This is a genomic window from Falsiroseomonas sp., assembly GCF_051860665.1.
GTDB lineage: Bacteria > Pseudomonadota > Alphaproteobacteria > Acetobacterales > Acetobacteraceae > Falsiroseomonas.
Genome location: NZ_JBHYDM010000034.1, coordinates 32,441 through 48,371 on the forward strand (window position 1 = coordinate 32,441; position 15,931 = coordinate 48,371).

At 65.8% G+C, this 15,931-nt stretch carries 16 protein-coding genes; 7 read left to right on the plus strand and 9 right to left on the minus strand.

The genetic code is table 11. The annotated features are described in order from the left end of the window. From ACTIF1_RS22805 to ACTIF1_RS22820, 4 genes are read right to left on the minus strand one after another with little or no spacing between them, the layout of a single operon-like run. Complete coding sequence (locus ACTIF1_RS22805) at positions 1–720, minus strand: ABC transporter ATP-binding protein (RefSeq protein ID WP_439598751.1); 720 nt, start codon at positions 718–720, stop codon at positions 1–3. Then, positions 720–1,568, minus strand: a complete 849-nt coding sequence (locus ACTIF1_RS22810; protein WP_439598752.1) for an ABC transporter ATP-binding protein — start codon at positions 1,566–1,568, stop codon at positions 720–722. Before ACTIF1_RS22810 ends, ACTIF1_RS22805 begins: the two co-directional genes overlap by 1 nt. Then, positions 1,565–2,839: a high-affinity branched-chain amino acid ABC transporter permease LivM gene (gene livM / locus ACTIF1_RS22815; protein WP_439598753.1), complete on the minus strand. Its 1,275-nt coding sequence runs from the start codon at positions 2,837–2,839 to the stop codon at positions 1,565–1,567. Before livM ends, ACTIF1_RS22810 begins: the two co-directional genes overlap by 4 nt. Beyond that, positions 2,836–3,750, minus strand: coding sequence for a branched-chain amino acid ABC transporter permease (locus ACTIF1_RS22820; RefSeq protein WP_439598754.1), 915 nt, complete (start codon positions 3,748–3,750; stop codon positions 2,836–2,838). The genes livM and ACTIF1_RS22820 overlap by 4 nt, the downstream gene beginning before the upstream one ends. A gap of 155 nt (positions 3,751–3,905) precedes the next feature. Here ACTIF1_RS22820 and ACTIF1_RS22825 point away from each other — a divergent pair, with 155 nt between their 5' ends. After that, on the plus strand, positions 3,906–5,081 hold the full coding sequence (locus ACTIF1_RS22825; RefSeq protein WP_439598755.1) for an FAD-dependent oxidoreductase: 1,176 nt from the start codon (positions 3,906–3,908) through the stop codon (positions 5,079–5,081). Positions 5,082–5,994: 913 nt separating this feature from the next. Here the strand turns inward: ACTIF1_RS22825 and ACTIF1_RS22830 are convergent. Continuing rightward, positions 5,995–6,276 carry a helix-turn-helix transcriptional regulator gene (locus ACTIF1_RS22830; RefSeq protein WP_439598756.1) on the minus strand — a complete coding sequence of 94 codons (282 nt, stop codon included), beginning with the start codon at positions 6,274–6,276 and terminating at the stop codon, positions 5,995–5,997. Positions 6,277–6,750: 474 nt separating this feature from the next. Between ACTIF1_RS22830 and ACTIF1_RS22835 the strand changes: the two genes are divergently transcribed. From ACTIF1_RS22835 to ACTIF1_RS22855, 5 genes are all read left to right on the plus strand, one after another. Beyond that, positions 6,751–7,767 carry a hypothetical protein gene (locus tag ACTIF1_RS22835; protein WP_439598757.1) on the plus strand — a complete coding sequence of 339 codons (1,017 nt, stop codon included), beginning with the start codon at positions 6,751–6,753 and terminating at the stop codon, positions 7,765–7,767. 177 nt (positions 7,768–7,944) lie between these two features. Next, positions 7,945–8,418 (plus strand): hypothetical protein, encoded by a 474-nt coding sequence (locus ACTIF1_RS22840; RefSeq protein ID WP_439598758.1) that lies wholly within the window; start codon positions 7,945–7,947, stop codon positions 8,416–8,418. Between the two features lie 71 nt (positions 8,419–8,489). After that, positions 8,490–9,206, plus strand: a complete 717-nt coding sequence (locus tag ACTIF1_RS22845; RefSeq protein WP_439598759.1) for an HAD domain-containing protein — start codon at positions 8,490–8,492, stop codon at positions 9,204–9,206. A 557-nt stretch (positions 9,207–9,763) separates the two neighbouring features. Next, on the plus strand, positions 9,764–10,177 hold the full coding sequence (locus ACTIF1_RS22850) for a hypothetical protein (protein ID WP_439598760.1): 414 nt from the start codon (positions 9,764–9,766) through the stop codon (positions 10,175–10,177). Positions 10,178–10,223: 46 nt separating this feature from the next. Beyond that, positions 10,224–11,054, plus strand: coding sequence for a hypothetical protein (locus ACTIF1_RS22855; RefSeq protein WP_439598761.1), 831 nt, complete (start codon positions 10,224–10,226; stop codon positions 11,052–11,054). 41 nt (positions 11,055–11,095) lie between these two features. On the opposite strand, the gene ACTIF1_RS22860 is transcribed toward ACTIF1_RS22855, so the two are convergent. Beyond that, positions 11,096–11,785 (minus strand): metallophosphoesterase family protein, encoded by a 690-nt coding sequence (locus ACTIF1_RS22860; RefSeq protein WP_439598762.1) that lies wholly within the window; start codon positions 11,783–11,785, stop codon positions 11,096–11,098. A 544-nt stretch (positions 11,786–12,329) separates the two neighbouring features. Here ACTIF1_RS22860 and ACTIF1_RS22865 point away from each other — a divergent pair. Continuing rightward, positions 12,330–13,745 carry an ATP-binding cassette domain-containing protein gene (locus ACTIF1_RS22865; RefSeq protein WP_439598763.1) on the plus strand — a complete coding sequence of 472 codons (1,416 nt, stop codon included), beginning with the start codon at positions 12,330–12,332 and terminating at the stop codon, positions 13,743–13,745. A gap of 120 nt (positions 13,746–13,865) precedes the next feature. Here the strand turns inward: ACTIF1_RS22865 and ACTIF1_RS22870 are convergent, their stop codons facing one another. From ACTIF1_RS22870 to ACTIF1_RS22880, 3 genes are all read right to left on the minus strand, one after another. Further along, positions 13,866–14,258, minus strand: coding sequence for a helix-turn-helix domain-containing protein (locus ACTIF1_RS22870; RefSeq protein ID WP_439598764.1), 393 nt, complete (start codon positions 14,256–14,258; stop codon positions 13,866–13,868). Between the two features lie 62 nt (positions 14,259–14,320). After that, positions 14,321–14,581: a hypothetical protein gene (locus tag ACTIF1_RS22875; RefSeq protein WP_439598765.1), complete on the minus strand. Its 261-nt coding sequence runs from the start codon at positions 14,579–14,581 to the stop codon at positions 14,321–14,323. Further along, positions 14,578–15,600 (minus strand): hypothetical protein, encoded by a 1,023-nt coding sequence (locus ACTIF1_RS22880; protein WP_439598766.1) that lies wholly within the window; start codon positions 15,598–15,600, stop codon positions 14,578–14,580. The genes ACTIF1_RS22875 and ACTIF1_RS22880 overlap by 4 nt, the downstream gene beginning before the upstream one ends. Positions 15,601–15,931 lie beyond the last annotated feature (331 nt).

A 15,931-nucleotide genomic window follows, 5' to 3' on the forward strand; every position in this document is an offset into this window, starting at 1 on the left:
TCAATGGCCGCCGCCGAGATAGGCGTCGCGGATTTCAGGCCGGGCCAACAGCTCCGCGCCGCTGCCGCTCATGGTGATGCGGCCGGTGACGAGCACGTAGCCGCGATGGGCCAGGCGCAGCGCCTGGTTCGCATTCTGCTCCACCAGCAGCACCGTCAGCCCCTCCCGCCGGTTCAATTCGCGGATCGCCGCGAAGATCTGGCGGGAGATCAATGGCGCCAGGCCGAGCGAGGGCTCGTCCAGCAGCAGCAGGCGCGGCCGTGACATCAGCGCCCGGCCGATCGCCAGCATCTGCTGCTCGCCGCCCGAGAGCGTGCCCCCACGCTGGGCCTGCCTCTCGCGCAACCTGGGGAACAGGGTGAAGACGCCCGGCAGTTCGGCATCCGGATCCTGGCCCGCCGCCTGCGCGCCCATGATCAGGTTCTCCAGCACCGACATGCGCGGGAAGATGCGCCGGCCCTCCGGCGACTGCGCAACGCCGCTCCGCATGATCTCATGCGTCGGCTTCGCGGTGATCTCCTCGCCATCCAGCAGGATGCGGCCCGCGCGGGCGCGCGGGTCGCCGCAGATGCTCATCAGCAGGGTGGACTTGCCGGCGCCATTGGCGCCGATCAACGTCACGATCTCGCCCTTCTCCACATGCAGGGACACGCCCTTCAGCGCCTGCACCGCGCCGTAGCCGGCAGAGAGGTTGTCGATTTCCAGCAGCGGTCCGGCCATCAGCCTTCCTCATCCTCCCCGAGGTAGGCGGCGATGACGTGACGGTCGTTCCGCACCTGCTCGGGCGGTCCTTCCGCGATCTTCTTGCCGTGGTCCAGCACCACGACATGATCGGAGATGCGCATGACGATGCCCATGTCATGCTCGATCAGCAGCACCGAGGTGGGGGGGGCGGCCGTCGCGGTGCCGTCGCGGATGCTGAGGAGAAGCTTGGCCAGGTCGTCCGATTCACGCGGGTTCAGCCCGGCGGCGGGCTCGTCCAGGCAGAGCAGGTCGGGCCTGGTGCACATGGCGCGCGCGATCTCCAGCCGCCGCTGCGCGCCATAGGGCAGGCCGCCCGCCACATCGTCGGCGCGGTCCAGCAGGCCGATGGCGCGCAGCCATTCCGCGGCACGGTCGATCGCCTCCTCCTCCGCCGCCCGGTAGCCGGAAAGGCCGAGCATGGCGCCGATGCCGAAGCCGGTCGCCTTCTGGAGCTTGATATGCTGGGCGATCAGCAGGTTCTCCAGCACCGTCATGCCCGCGAAAAGGCGGATGTTCTGGAAGGTGCGGGCGACGCCGGCACGGGCGATGCGGTGATCCTTCAGCGTCTGCAGCGCGGCGACACTGCCATCGGCGCGGCGCAGGCGGATCTGTCCGGCGGTCGGCCGGTAGAAGCCGGTGATGCAGTTGAAGACGGTGGTCTTGCCGGCGCCGTTCGGGCCGATCAGTGCGGTGATGCTGCCGCGCTGCACCTGAAAATTCACGCCATCGACGGCCAGAAGCCCGCCGAAGCGCATGCTCAGCGCCTCGACCTCCAGGATCGCGGTGCCCGATGCCGTGGCAGGGTTCGACAGGGAGGCGCTCATCCGCGTCGCGTGCCGAGCAGCACGCTTGGTGCGCGGGACCCGACCAGGCCGCGCGGCCGAAGCACCATGATGAGCACCATGGCGCCTCCGAAGACCAGCATCCGGTACTCGTCGAGGTCGCGGAACAGCTCGAAGCCGCCGATCATGACGATGGCCGCCACCGCGATGCCGATCTGGCTGCCGAGGCCGCCCAGCACCACGATGGCCAGAATGATGGCGCTTTCGATGAAGGTGAAGCTCTCGGGGCTGATGAAGGCCTGGCGAGTGGCGAAGAAGGCGCCGGCGAATCCCGCGAACATGGCGCCGAGCGCGAAGGCCGTCAGCTTGGTATTGGTGATGTTGATGCCGAGGGCACGGCAGGCGACCTCATCCTCCCGCAGCGCCTCCCACGCCCGGCCAATCGGCTGGCGGCGGATCCGCATGGCGACCCAGTTGGTCAGCAGCGCCAGCGCAAGGATCAGGTAGTACAGGAAGATGACGCGGTGCGAGGGGTTCGGCTCCAGCCCGAAGAAGCCGGCGAAGCTGCCGGGGCCACCGCTCATGCTGAAGGGCAGGCCGAAGAAGGTGGGACGCGGGATGCCCGAGATGCCGTTGGGGCCACCGGTCAGGCTGACCCAGTTCAGCAGGACGATGCGGATGATCTCGCCGAAGGCCAGCGTGACGATGGCCAGGTAGTCGCCGCGCAGGCGCAGCACGGGAAAGCCGAGCAGCACCCCCCAGAAGGCGGCCAGGATGCCTGCCAGCGGCAGGCAGATCCAGAAGGACAGCCCGAAATACTGCGCCAGCAGCGCGTAGGAATAGGCGCCGACCGCGTAGAAGGCGACATAGCCAAGGTCCAGCAGCCCGGCGAGGCCGACCACGATGTTCAGCCCCCATCCGAGCATCACATAGGTCAGCACCAGGATGCCGAGATCCAACTCATAGCGGCCGATGCCGGGAATGAAGGGCAGGATCAGCGCCAAGGCGAGCAGGGCCGGGCCGAAGAGCAACCCGGCGCGCGAAAGGGTGGCGTTCCATCGAGTCGTTGCTGCCCCCGCCTGCCGTGGCCGCAGGCCCAACCCCATCGCGAGGCGGAGGATGAAGACGGCGGCGCAAAGCGCGGCGACATCTGTCCATCGCGTGCGCAGCAGCAGCGCGCCAGAGGGGCTGATATCCGTCCGCAGGCCCACCATCACGACGAACAGGCCGAAGGCAATGCCCGTCGCCTTCAGCGCATCGAACATCGCAAGGCGCAGCCGCCCGGCGGCCGGGGCCATCGCCGGCGTGGTCATACCTTCTCGATCTCCTGCCGTCCCAGCAGGCCGGTGGGCAGAAAGACCAAGGTGAGGACGAGGATCCCGAAGGCGGCCACGTCCTTGTACTGGACTGAGAAATAGGCCGACCAGAAGGTCTCGATCAGGCCGATCAGCAGGCCGCCCAGCACCGCGCCGGGCAGGCTGCCGATGCCCCCCAGCACCGCCGCGGTGAAGGCCTTCACGCCAACGATGAAGCCCATGAAGAAATCGGCGATCCCATAGCGCAGCAGGTAGAGCGTGCCGGCCACCGCGGCCAGCGCCGCGCCGATGACGAAGGCCAGGCTGATGGTACGATCGGTGTTGATGCCGAGCAGGGAGGCCATCTTGCGGTCCTGCTCGCAGGCACGCATCGCCCGGCCCAGCGCAGTTCGCGTCACCAGCCAGGTGAAGACGGCGAGGACCGCGAGGGTCGAGGCGATGATCAGGATCTGCATGTAGGACAGCTGGACGACGAAATCGCCGTCCCGCATCAGCTCCACCCCGCCGCGCAGCTGCGGCTCCAGCGGCTTCACACGGGCGCCCTGGCTGACCTGCACGAAGTTCTGCAGCACGATGGACATGCCAATGGCGGAGATCAACGGCGCCAGGCGGAAGCTGCCGCGCAGCGGCCGGTAGGCGATGCGCTCCACCGTCCAGCCGTACAGCGCGGTGAAGGCCATGGAGATCGCCAGCACCAGCAGGATGGCGGCCGGGCCGCCCATCAGGTCGCTCGACATCAGGCTGAGGATGGCGATCAGCGCGATGAAGGCGCCGACCATGAAGATGTCGCCATGGGCGAAGTTGATCATGCCGATGATGCCGTAGACCATCGTATAGCCGACCGCGATCAGCCCGTAGATCATCCCCAGGCTGATGCCGTTGATCAGCTGCTGCAGCGCATAGGCCAAAGGTCGGTCCTTCTGGGAGCGGTCGTCCGGCGACCCTCACGCAAGCCGGGGGGCTTCGCAAGAGGTTTCGCGGCGGCCGCGGTGGCGGCGGCTGGCTTGCCGGGACCCGGTGCGCTGCGCATCCTGGGGGCGGCGCATTGCAGAAGGGGCCGCTCGTGCATGTCGGTATCGTCGGCGGTGGGCTGGCGGGCCTGGCGACCGCCGCCCTGCTGGCCCGGGATGGCCACCGGGTGGAGGTGCTGGAACGGGCCGCCGCACCGCGGCCCATCGGCGCCGGCCTGCTGCTGCAACCACCCGGCGCGGCAATCCTGGGACGGATCGGCGTCCTCGATGCACTGTCCGGGACCGCCGCGAAGGTAAGGCGGCTGGACAGCCGCACCACCACCGGAACCCGCCTGCTGGACCTTCAGTACGAAGACCTGGCCGAGGGGCTGCACGGGCTGGGCCTGACCCGCCCTGCGATCTGGGCTGCGCTGTCGGCCGCCGCGGCGGCGGCCGGCGCGGCGGTGACGCCTGGCTGCCAGGTGGCACGGGTCGAGGGCCTGGGCGAGGCGGCGGTCGCGGTTCTGGCGGATGGGTCCTATCGGCGCTTCGAGTTGATCGTCGTTGCCGCCGGCACCCATGCCACCCTGTGGTCCGGCCGGCCGGGACATGCCGCCCGGCCCTATGGATGGGGCTGCCTCTGGGCAACCGTCCAGCTTCCGCCCGGCTGGCCCTCCGACGTCTTGATGCAGCGCTGTGAAGGCACACGCATCATGGTCGGCGTGCTGCCTACCGGGCTGATTGAGGGACGGCCGGCCGCGGCGCTGTATTGGAGCATCCGCAATGACTGCGTGCCGGCCTGGCGTGCCTCCCCGATCGCCACATGGCGGCAGGAGGTGGCGCGCGTCTGGCCGGAGGCCGCCGAGCTTGTGGCGCCGCTGGCGCCCGAGCAGGTGGAGCATGCGAGCTACCGCGACGTCTGGGCTGCGCCACCCTTTGCCGATCGCCTGGTGGTGCTGGGCGATGCGGCGCATGGCACCAGCCCGCAGCTTGGCCAGGGCACGACCCAGGCGCTCCGCGATGCGCTGGCGCTGGCTGAGGCCTTGAGCCTGCCCGGAGCGCTGGACGCACGTCTTGACACCTATTGGCAATCCCGCCGCCGCCGCACGGCCTTCTACCGCCTGGCGAGCCGCGCCCTGACCCCGGTTTTTCAGTCCGACCTGCCAGGCCTGGGCTGGATGCGCGACAGGCTGGCGGGGCCGGTCGGGCGGATTCCCCTGGTACGGCGCCAGGCGCTGCTGACGCTGGCCGGCCTCAAGACAGGACTTTGGGGTGCCGACCCGCCGTGAGCGGCGTAGCGGAACCGAACAGCGCCATGAGGGAGTGAAGACACAGGAGAGGGATGGTGCGCCTTGACGGAGAGACTTCGAACGCTTTGCTAGATCAGCTGTCGTCTTGGGGCGCCCTGCTTCCGGGGTAAGGCGCGCCCTTACAGGACAGATCTGGGGCTCCATTTCCCTCCAGCCCGGGTCACCATGGTGGCAAACTGAGGTGACCCGCATGAACCCCGCCGCCGCCCCATCCTCCGTTCGCCCCGCCCTCCACTGCGTCCGATTCCCTGGGGTGCCCGACGCGGAGTGGGAGGCGGCCATGGCTCTCCTATCGCAGGCGGTGAGCTTCGCTGGCATCCACCTCCCTACTGCCAACGGGCGCTTGGAGCGTCAGGACGCAATAAAGGTCATGGCGGCCCTGATGAACCTGGGCGGCCAGGTGCCAAAGGGTCTGGAGCGCGATGCAGGTGATCGCGAATCCTTGCATGGCGACCCGACGCTCGGGTCTCGGGACGCATGACTACCATGGCAACCGTGGACCTGCTCCGCGGGGCAATCGCGCTCTTGGCCCACCACGCAGAGCGGACAGCGAGCGTCGATCTGACCGATGGCGGCTCTCTTGAAAAGGCATAAGCCGCCGCACGTTTTTGTCTTCCCGATCGTGCTCCGACGTCGGGCTTTGGGCGCCCGAATTTGCAACTCCCGTACTCGGTCGTGCAGTCATGGTTGGGCGCTGGGGTCACGACGACGTCGAACCAGGATGCGTCATCATCGGCCTTGAGGAGGCCGTGTGGCAGTGCCCCGAAGGGGTGAGCGCATCCTCAGCGGAGGGCGCCTTCGCCGGAGTCGCCGCGATGGAGTTCCTAGAATCCTGACTCAGCTTCCGTCGCGATCATGTTGCCTGACCACTCCGATCGGGTGCCTCAAAGGTTCAGTGCCGCTCTATTGGGATCTTGGGGGCAAGTCGCTCAGCTCGCCCCCCGCTCAGCAAGGTAATGGTCCCGGTCTCGTTCTCCGGCTCCCAGGTGACGGCAACTCCCCGGGCACGGAGCGCCTGAAATATCGCGATCACCGTGGACAGCTTTGGGTCCGACCTGCCCTGTTCGAGGGCCTGGAGCACGCTGGTCGCCACTCCGGCAGCGTGAGCGAGTTCGGCCTGCGTGAGCCCGGCGAGAACACGGGCCGCGGTGAGAAGGCGCGGCAGTTGGAGCATGCGGGGGAAGGCCGTGAGCGCTGTTCAGCACGAATGTTGACAGCAATATGCGCGCTCGTCCCCGCGACAATCCTTGTCAACATTCTTTGCCTGAGCTCGTCGAACCATAGCATCATGTACCGGTTTCTGTAACCGGTAAACCGGTTGAAACTAGCATTGCGCGCATGCAGGCTCCGCCGTACTGGAACGAATGGGGGCACTCAGTGACGCGCGAATCGGAAACGGCCGTGCCAGCGATGTGTCTGGATCAATGCGTCCGGGCCTGCCCGCGCGGGCCAGGGGCCGTTACTCGCATTGGTGGAGTGGTCGCAGGATGAGCGGGGGCTACCAGCCTGCTGCTCGGGCGCTGATTGCCACTATGGCTGCCCCAATGGCTCGAGCGCTTTGCCTAGTGCCCCGGGTCCTGGGGCAGCTTGAGCCCGCCCGGGGCGGCGAGCAGCACCGACCGCCTTGCCGTGAACAGAAGCCCTTCTGATGCGCCACGAACTGGAGCAGCTCCTGCGCGCAAGGTTCCCCGTGCTCTACCGGGATGCTGACGAGCGCGGCCAGGAACGGCCGCCAATCTTCGGCTCCGATCTCGGCGACGGCTGGTTCGCCATCCTGCAGGCGCTTTCCGAAGTCCTGGCAGCGCGCGTTGAGCGGGCTGGGCTCAAGAACATCCGCGTCCTGCGCATTGAGCGTCTGGAGGGCGGGATGCAAGCCCATTTCAGCGGCGAAGATGCCTTCGTGGACGGAGCGGCCGCCGCCGCGTCGCACCTAAGCTTTGCCGTGAGCATGCAGAGCGGCAAGCCGGGCAGACTGATGACGAATGACATCGGTGAGCTTTGCACGCTCGCGCCGGGCGAACTGGAAGGGTGGAAGCCGGTTCCGAAGGCTGCCAAGCGCCGCCATCCCGCACCAGTCGGCGCAGATGGAGCCCGCGCGCTGAGGTTGCTCGAGCAACGGTACGAACACCTCATCAATGACGGAATCGACATCCCGCCGGGCTGGGCGAACCTCGCTGAAGTCGTCCTCGCCCCGTTCCTGGTCAGCACGAATGAAGTGGAGCTGATCGCAGCCTGGGATAGCGGCTCTGTTGGCCAACTCGTCGTCTCCCGCAACCGCCAGCACCTGTCCCCATATGAAAGCGGGGCCATAGCCTTCGCCGTTCGCATGGCGGCGCTCACGGATCCCGGGACAGGAGCCTGCGGCCCGGTCGACGACAAAGGGGTTCCGGATTGGTGGCGGCGTTTGGCAGGTCCTACTGGCGCCCATCCTACCCCCTGGGGCGTGTACAGCGGCGATGGCGTTTGGCGCCCGCGCAAGGACATCTTCTCGGGACCCGTTTCCTGCCATCCCAGGCCAACGCCGGTGATCAGGGCCCATCACTTCGAGAGCGGCGCTGTTCAGCTGACCATTTACAAGGGCGCCGCCAACGTGATGCGTGGCATGGCCCGCAGGCACGGCAAGCCGGGTTGTGCAGCGCTGCTCGCTGAATTGCTCAGGCTCTGACCGAATGAGCCATGCCATGAGCACCGCGAATCCGGAATGCGAGGACGGGCTTCGCCAAGCACCGATCTTCGGGATGACAGCGAGCATGTCACCGTCGGCTCTCGCTCATATCAATGGTGCCGGTCTCGTGGTGCCGTCAGTGCCTGACCGGAACCGGACCATGAATGGAGGACCATCATGAACGCGCATCAGAAATGGCGCGCGAACGTCCATCTGGATCCGTGGTGTCTCGTCGAGTTTGCCGACGGCACCGAGGCCCTCTTCGGTTTCGCCATCGAGAACGACGCCACCGGTGGGTTGGCCTGGATGAGAAGTTCGCTGGTCGAATGGATGCCTGAGGATGGCAGCCGTGCCCGGACGAGTAGCGGTCGCCGATATGCGCTCGGCCGCCGCATCAGCATCGACCAGCTACCAAGCGAGGAAGCCAGGTACGCCTTCGCGATCATGATGACACCACGCCTGGCCGATCCACGCCTCGCACCTGCCGTTACGGAAGACCTGACAACGGCCTTCTGGTGGATCGCAGCGTGCAAAATGGCACGCCACCTCACGACAGACGCACCGCCGCTTCATGACCCGACGGCGACTGGGAAGTTCATCGCGGACCACCTGTCTCGCTACCTCGAACGTCGTGGCCCAAGGCTGTTCTGATGCATCCCTTGGACATTCAGCCTGTCATCTTCATCGGCATCGACGGAGTGCTGTAGAGCACCCGGGCGTGGATGATGCCAGGCAACCGTGCACTGCGCGCAAGGACTAGATGGTACTATGGGCGCGGCGCAGCGCAGGAAATTGGGCGTGACGCATTTTTTGAGCCCAGCGCAATCCAGCTGCTTGCACAAATCCACTATGCCACTGGTGCACGCTTCGTCGTGTCGAGCGGCTGGCGCTACACAGTCGGGCTCGTAGAAACACGCGCAAAGCTCATCCAACAGGGTCTCGACGAGGACATGCTTCATGAGGATTGGGCGTGCCCGCCGATGCAGCACGGGGAGAAGACGAAGTTCATCGACATCGAAAATTGGCTGAGCAATCATCCTGAGCAGCAGCCAGGCAGCTGGCTCGTCATCGATAACGTGCCGGGCACAACGCCGGAACCGACCCTGCTGGTGGATGGCGTTGAGGGCCTCTGTGTCCGTGACGCTGCAGCCGCCATCCGCTACTTCGGCCGCTTCAGCGAGCGCCTCGGCATGCGCAGCCTGGACGAGCTCGACATCCCGGCTGAAGTCCATAGCGCGTTCAACGGCCGCAGGGTCGAGCTCTGCCGCTGGCTCGAAGGCGTTACGGTGCCAATCGGCTACCAAACTCCGTCGAAGCTGCTCCGATGTGGCAGGCCCGACTTGGCGCTCCGCCTGCTGCCCAGCGCACTCAGCTTATCGATGCCGCCGGGACCTGACGACGACATCAAGAACGCTCTTTTGGGGCGCCAACCTCTGTGACCTGCAGCGGAGGCGGGAATGGCCATCATCAACAGCATCGCTGAGCTTGAATTAACGTGAGGTGTGCTGGTGCACGATAGGACAGCCGGAACTCTGGCAGGGCTTGTCACAGCAGCCGCCGTGGCGCGCGAAGCTGTTCAGGCGTTCCACAGCACGGAGCTGTCGGGCGCCGAACTCGTCGCCATTTCTGCAACTTGGCTTTTGGCAATCGCGACGACAGCATTCGGTGTCGGCTTGCTGGTTCACTTCGGCATCGGGTTTGCCCGACTGTCGGCACGAGAACGGCGAAGCCGCCGGGCATGTGAACCGCCCCGTGAATAACACGCCGTTGAATCCTCGCATGCGCGCTATGACCGCGGGCAGCGGAGCGCCGTTCTCCGCGATGGTCCTGCGAGTAGCCTCTGTGAGGCAATTGCGTGGCGCGCCACCGCTTACCCAGACATTCAGGGTTCAAGGCGCCCGCGGCCGACTTTGCAGCCGCCCGGCAGCCGAGTGAGGACGGCATGACTGCGCATGAAGATTGGCGTCCAAACGCCCGCATGGATCCGTGGTGCTCCGTGGATATCGACGTCGGCGTCGAGATCCTGTTTGGCTACGCCGTCGAGCACAATGTGCTTGGCGGCCTGTCGTGGGCGAGAAGCTCCCGGGTGATGTGGTTCGCGGCCGACTACAGCCGTGCACATACCTTGAGCGGCCGCCGGTATTCGCTTGGGCAGCGCTTTGAGCTCGACCAGTTTCCAAACGAGGAAGCCAAGGTCGCCTTTGCTGTTCTGGTGGCACCATACGTCAACGGGCCAGCACTCGTGCCCCCGGTCACAGGAGACCTGTTCATAGCCGGACGCTGGGTGCTTGCCTGCAAGATGGCTCGCCACCTCCAGACCGCGGCGCCACCGCGCAGCGATCCGGATGCAGTCGAGGAGTTCATCATGTTGAACAGAAACCAGTACAGCCGTCTGCTGATGGGCGAGTAGCTGTCCTCAAGCATGACGGTCCTGCTGACCTACCGGCTCACATTTCATGCAGAATCTGGCGCCGGAAGTGTCGACCTCGCCAGCGCACCCTGTGCAGGCGTGTCTGGAGGCAACGGTATTGCGTGAGGCACTCGAGCAGCTGCTGTTCCAGCGCTACCCGGCACTCTACGTCAGGCGCCACCTGCCCCTGACGGAGAGCCTGATGGCGCAAGGCTTCACGCACGGGGACGGCTGGTTCGCCATCGTCGACGTGTTGAGCAACCTCGGCAGGCAGGACGTTCAGCGAACGGACAGATATCTCATCGCGACTCAGGTCAAGCAGAAGTTTGGCGAGCTCCGATTCCGCATGAAGGACCTAGATGATTACATGCACAGCGCGTGGGTCATGGGCGAGCGCTACAGCCTCTGTGTGAGCGAGTTTTCGGGCCGCCCTGGCGCGCTGCATGTGTGCGACGGCCACTACTGCACTTTGGCGGTGGGCGAGCGCAGTGAATATGGTCTCGCCGAGGGAACAGAGACGCCCCTGCCACGCGCGGGCCAGCCGGACGCGCTGGACCTGTTGCGCAGAGGGTACGGCGCCCACGTGCCGGATGGCATCGACGTCCCTAGCGGCTGGGTCGACCTGATCCAGCAGTTCATTCTCCAGAATCTTGTGGTCGCGCGCGGCAGGGATGATCGGCAGCGAAAGGCCGAGCTGACATCCATCACTGCCACCGCCGAGGGCCAGCTGACCATCCTGTGGATGGGCGAGCCGACACCCGATCAGCAAGGCTGCGCTGCGTTCGCAGAGGCCATGGTGCGTCGCATCGATCCGGTGTCCGGCGCGATTGGCCCGGTGGACGACACGGGAACTCCCGTATGGAACCGAACGAGATAGCCTGGCGCTGCGCAGTGCGGACAGCAGCGTGACGACGCAGCTTAATTCGAAGGCGATGGCAACTCCACGACCCACGGCTCAGCGCGGCCTAGGCCGCGTACTGCGCATCCGCCCCCTGGCCACTCGATGCGGCCCTCATGCGGACGGTGATGATGTCCGTGGATGACGAGGCGCGCGCGGACACGGCGTGCCAGTGCGTCAATTGCGGCGAAGCCGTAGGGGTGAGATGTCGGCGCCTCATGGCACACGAGGATGTCGCCGCCATTCGTCGCTGCCCGTTCCCAGTCCTCGGGGAAGATGGTGATGGCCTGCCGGAGCGGCGGGGTCTTGCGTTCACCGTGTGCACGCCGTGCTTCGACGCGCGTCCTGTATTCGGGCTTTGCGGCAGCGTCGTCCCTTGGCCACCACACCCGTTCGCGGAACACGCCGCCCAAACCCACTACGCGCGCACCGGCGAGCGTCGCGCAGCGGCCGTGCAGGCTGCGCTCAGGCATGTCGCCGAAAGTTCGGTCGTACCATTCCTGGCTATCGCCCTCGTGGTTGCCGGGGATCCAGCGTACGTCGATGCCTGCCTCCAGCAGCGGGGCCAGCACGACGCGCAGCGGCGCGGGCGGGTCGAAATCGCCAACGATCAGGACGGCCGAGGGGCTGTGCTCCTTCACTGCGCGGAACAGCGGCACGAAATCACCGTGCGGGTCGCCGTAGGCAAGTAGGGTTCCTGGATTGCTCATGGCGCGTCTAGATCTCAAGGTTCTTCGTTCGCGCCCTGAAGCCGGGCGGCACGGCTATCCAGCGGATGCGCGGGGCTGCGGCGCGCATCCTAAAGCGCGCCGCAACGTCCTCAAGCCGGAGCATCAGCCCCCGGCCCTTGCTGGACCGTTGCCGTCGCCAAAACCATCACGCCGTACAGCACCATTGCGACCCTGCACGCATCCAGGATGCACGCTAACCTCTGGCGGCCAGCCCCGAGCGGCGTCAACAGGAAGCGCTCGCCACAAGCCTATCCGGGTTCAAAGGAGTTCATTCCAGCCCTTCATTCCTGTTGCCCGGCACACCTGGCTTCGCTAATTTCGAGGTCTCGGCAGCCGTAACAAGAGGAGGGCCGCGGTGCATTACAGCTACCACCACCGGCGCGGCCCTGTCCCAGCCCTGCAGATGCGTTTGCAGGGCTGATCAGGTGACAGACTCCAAGGTCTCTTTCCCCGATCAGCTCATTTACTGACGGACGTTCTGCGTCTGGACCTCGGTCCGGCCAGGACAGCGAAAGACGACCTCATGTCCCTGATCACGCTCGAAGCCCTCGGCATGTCGCTTGGCGCGCCGCTGTTCACCAACCTCGACTTCACCATCCACAAGGGCGACCGCATCGGTTTGGTCGCCCATAACGGTGGCGGCAAATCGACCCTGCTGCGCGTCCTGGCGGAACGCACCGAGCCCGCCACAGGGCACTGTCGCTACGGCCGCAACCTGCGCGTCACGTTGATGCAGCAGGACCCGGAGCCCTCCTCGCTGGCCCTGCCGGTGCGCGATGTCCTGCTACAGGCGCTGCCCGCCGAGAGCCGGGAGTGGGAGGGCTGGCGCGTGGATGTCGCGCTCGACGCCATGGACGTCCCAGCGGAGTTGCACGACTGGCCCCTGGGCGCGCTGAGCGGCGGCTGGCAGCGGATGGTACTGTTGGTCCGGGCCTGGCTGACGGAGCCCGACGTCCTGCTGATGGACGAGCCTACCAACCATCTGGACCTCCAGCGGATCGGCCAGTTGCAGCGTTGGATCGCCGAGCTTCCGCAGGATGTCGTCCTGGTGGTCGCCAGTCACGACCGCGCCTTCCTGGATGCGGTCACCCGGCGCACCCTGTTCCTGCGGCGCGAGGCCTCCGCGGAGTTCGCGGCACCCTACTCCGCGGCGCGTGCCAGCCTCGCTGAGCTGGACGAGGCCACAGCGCGGCGGCACGAGACTGAGCTGCGTCAGGCCACCCGGCTGCGGCAGCAGGCGGCCAAGCTGCACAACATCGGTGTCAACTCCGGCTCCGACCTGCTGAAGGTCAAGACGAAGCAACAGCAAGACCGCGCAGAGCGCATCGAGGCCGCAACACGCCCAGCCTATCGCGAGGGATCGGCTGGGCAGATCCGGCTGGCCGACGGCAGCACCCACGCCAGGACGCTGCTGACCCTCGACACCCTCAAGGTCACAGCACCGGACGGGACGAAGGCCATCCGGGGCCAGTCCTATCCAGGCGTGACGGTAAGCGCCACGGTCGTCGCCGGGATCTGCGACCAGATGCTCAGCCACCTGCGCCCGGGCCAGACGCTGCACGACGCCATCCGCAGCCGCTTCGAGATTGGCGACCAGCGCATCCGGACGCTGCTGGCAACTGCGGGCTTCCCGGTCGACCGGCAGGGGCACAGCATCGGGCAGCTTTCCGGCGGCCAGCGGGCGCGGCTCGCCATGCTGATCCTGCAGCTGCAGGAGCCGAACTTCTACCTGCTGGACGAGCCAACCAACCACCTAGACATTGAGGGCCAGGAGATGCTGGAGGAGGAGCTGCGGCAACGGGAGAGCGCCTGCCTGCTAGTCTCGCACGACCGCCGCTTCGTAGAGAACGTCGGCACGCGGTTCTGGCTGATCGAGCGGGGATGTTTGGTGGAGGAAGACAACCCGAGTGCATTCGTCGCATCAGCGATGGCCGATTGATGAGACTGTCGAAGGCGCAAGTGACAGAAGAAGCATTGTCATCTGCGGGTCAGCACGGAACAAGTTCGACACGGGGGGGTGTCCCAGCCCCCCCGGGATGACGTCTTGCTCTGGCTGGGCTTACGAGACGCACCCGCGTAGCTCTACAAGGGTCTGCCTCTCGCGCGCCGACAGAAAGGCACCGACGTGGCGTTCGAGAATTGGCAGCATGTGGGGCTCATATGTCTCGAACCAGAGGCGTAGCAACTCGTCAGGGTCAGCCCTGAGCGACGAGGCGAGCAGTGCGACCTTGTCCGGCGGCACTCTGGTGGTGCCCTGCTTAAACATCGTGATGATGTTTGGCTTCAGATAGCCGAGCTCCATCGCGATCTGGCGCTGAGTCTTGCCACTGGATTCCATGAGGGCGCCAATCCGGCGCACAAAGCTGCTCGACGGCGGACATGCTGATCGGCGCACTTTCGCAACCGCGCTCGTTGTCGGCTGATCATCCAGGAAAATCGTGGCGGATGTCATTTTCTACTGTCCTTTCAACGTTCCTATTGTGACCCCTAAGGGCGCCGGATCTTTTCAAGCCGTCAGGCGGCGGTGATGAAGCGGCCGTCGTCTGCGCAGACAACGTAGACATCAAGGAATTCCTTGATGGCATCGTAGATGCGGTTGCCCAGCTCTCGGCGCAGGTGTCGGCGCGACGCCTTGTCCAAGAAGAAGACGTCCGCGCCGCGGCGGCGTACGGAACGCCCATGATCCTGCACAACAGTCGCTACAAAGGGCGGTATGGAGCGCTGTTGCAGGCGCTCGATACAATGGGTGGTGGCCGACAGATTCATGGCGGTCATGCCTGCGCGGACGGCGTGGCCATGAAGCCCGCCTCATGCAGCAAGCGGTCGATCTCGACCCGAGGCACGGTCCGCCAGTTCGGCTCGCCGCGAACAATGCCCCAGTTGCCTTCGGCATTGGGGCGCCGCCAGCGCGGTGGATGCATGCCTTTCAGGGCGTCGAGTGCCTCGAAGTAGTCGTGCACAACGAACTCATCACCCTTGGCCCCGATGCGGAAGCCCAGGCGTTCCGAGCCCGTGCCTCGCGTCTGGCGGGCCAGAGTAGGCAGAAAGGAAGCGCCATGCGCATCCACCGGCACCATGACGATGTCTGGCTCGTTGTCGGTGCGGTCTGGCGATCGGCTGTCCTGGTCATCGGACGCATTCAACCAACGAGACGGCCTGAACTTCCTGGGGCGCCTTCCCATCAGCCAGCCTCGCGCCTCATCAGCCGCGATGAGACCCTTGGCGTCGGGATGGAGTTGCCTGCCGAGTGCGTTGAGGACCGTCTTGTCGTCGAGCCGCCCAAGGCGCGCTATCTCGGCAGTCGTGATCGGCGCCTCCCTGTCCATCTTCCAACGCGCCAGCGCGGACGCGTATGTGCCGGACAGTGACCAGGGATGGCGCGGGTTCGGCTCCCAGTTTGGTGGCAGCAATTCCATGAGACGCGCAGCTCGCGCGAAAAGCGCTTCGAGGTGAGAACGGCGCGCCTCGACGTCATCGGGCAGCCGCGTGTCGGTAACGACGCCATCAATCGCGAAGGCGTATAGTTGCTCCGCCAGAATGGAGATGCTTGGCCAATCAGCGACCCCGTGAGACTCCTCCAGGCCAGCCCGCCAACCGTCGCGGTCAATCCGCTGCTCGATCTCGCTGGGAGATCCACCGCAACCGACGTGCAGGGCGACGACGAGCGCCCGCATGCTGGTTCCAGCAATTCGCTCGCCGAGCAACACCTCCAGCCACTCGCCTGAGCGCAGCACGAGCGTCTGGTAGTCGGCGCGCTCGCCGATGTCCTCGAAGTAGCGGCTCGCCCAATCCATGCCCTCGAGCCGAGCCTCGGCATCACCTTGAATTTGATTTCCCATCGTGACCTCTGTATTCCCGAATGGCCTTCTACGACACCTACGTGCGCTAGTAAAGGTTGATCGGGCGAAAATTCGCCTCGTTGGCCCTTTGCATGGTTATGGCATCGGTCGGCCGCAGGATGAGCCGTGTGAGGTAACGGGTATGCGGCGGTCCTGCCGCACTGTTGAGGTTCGAAGATCAGGCAGAGCACGATGCAGGCTGCGCTAGTTGTGTAGTCCCGAGGAGTAGTGGTGCATCCTTCTCACCTCAGGAGGAGGATGCGTTGTGGCAGCAGGTCTTCATGGC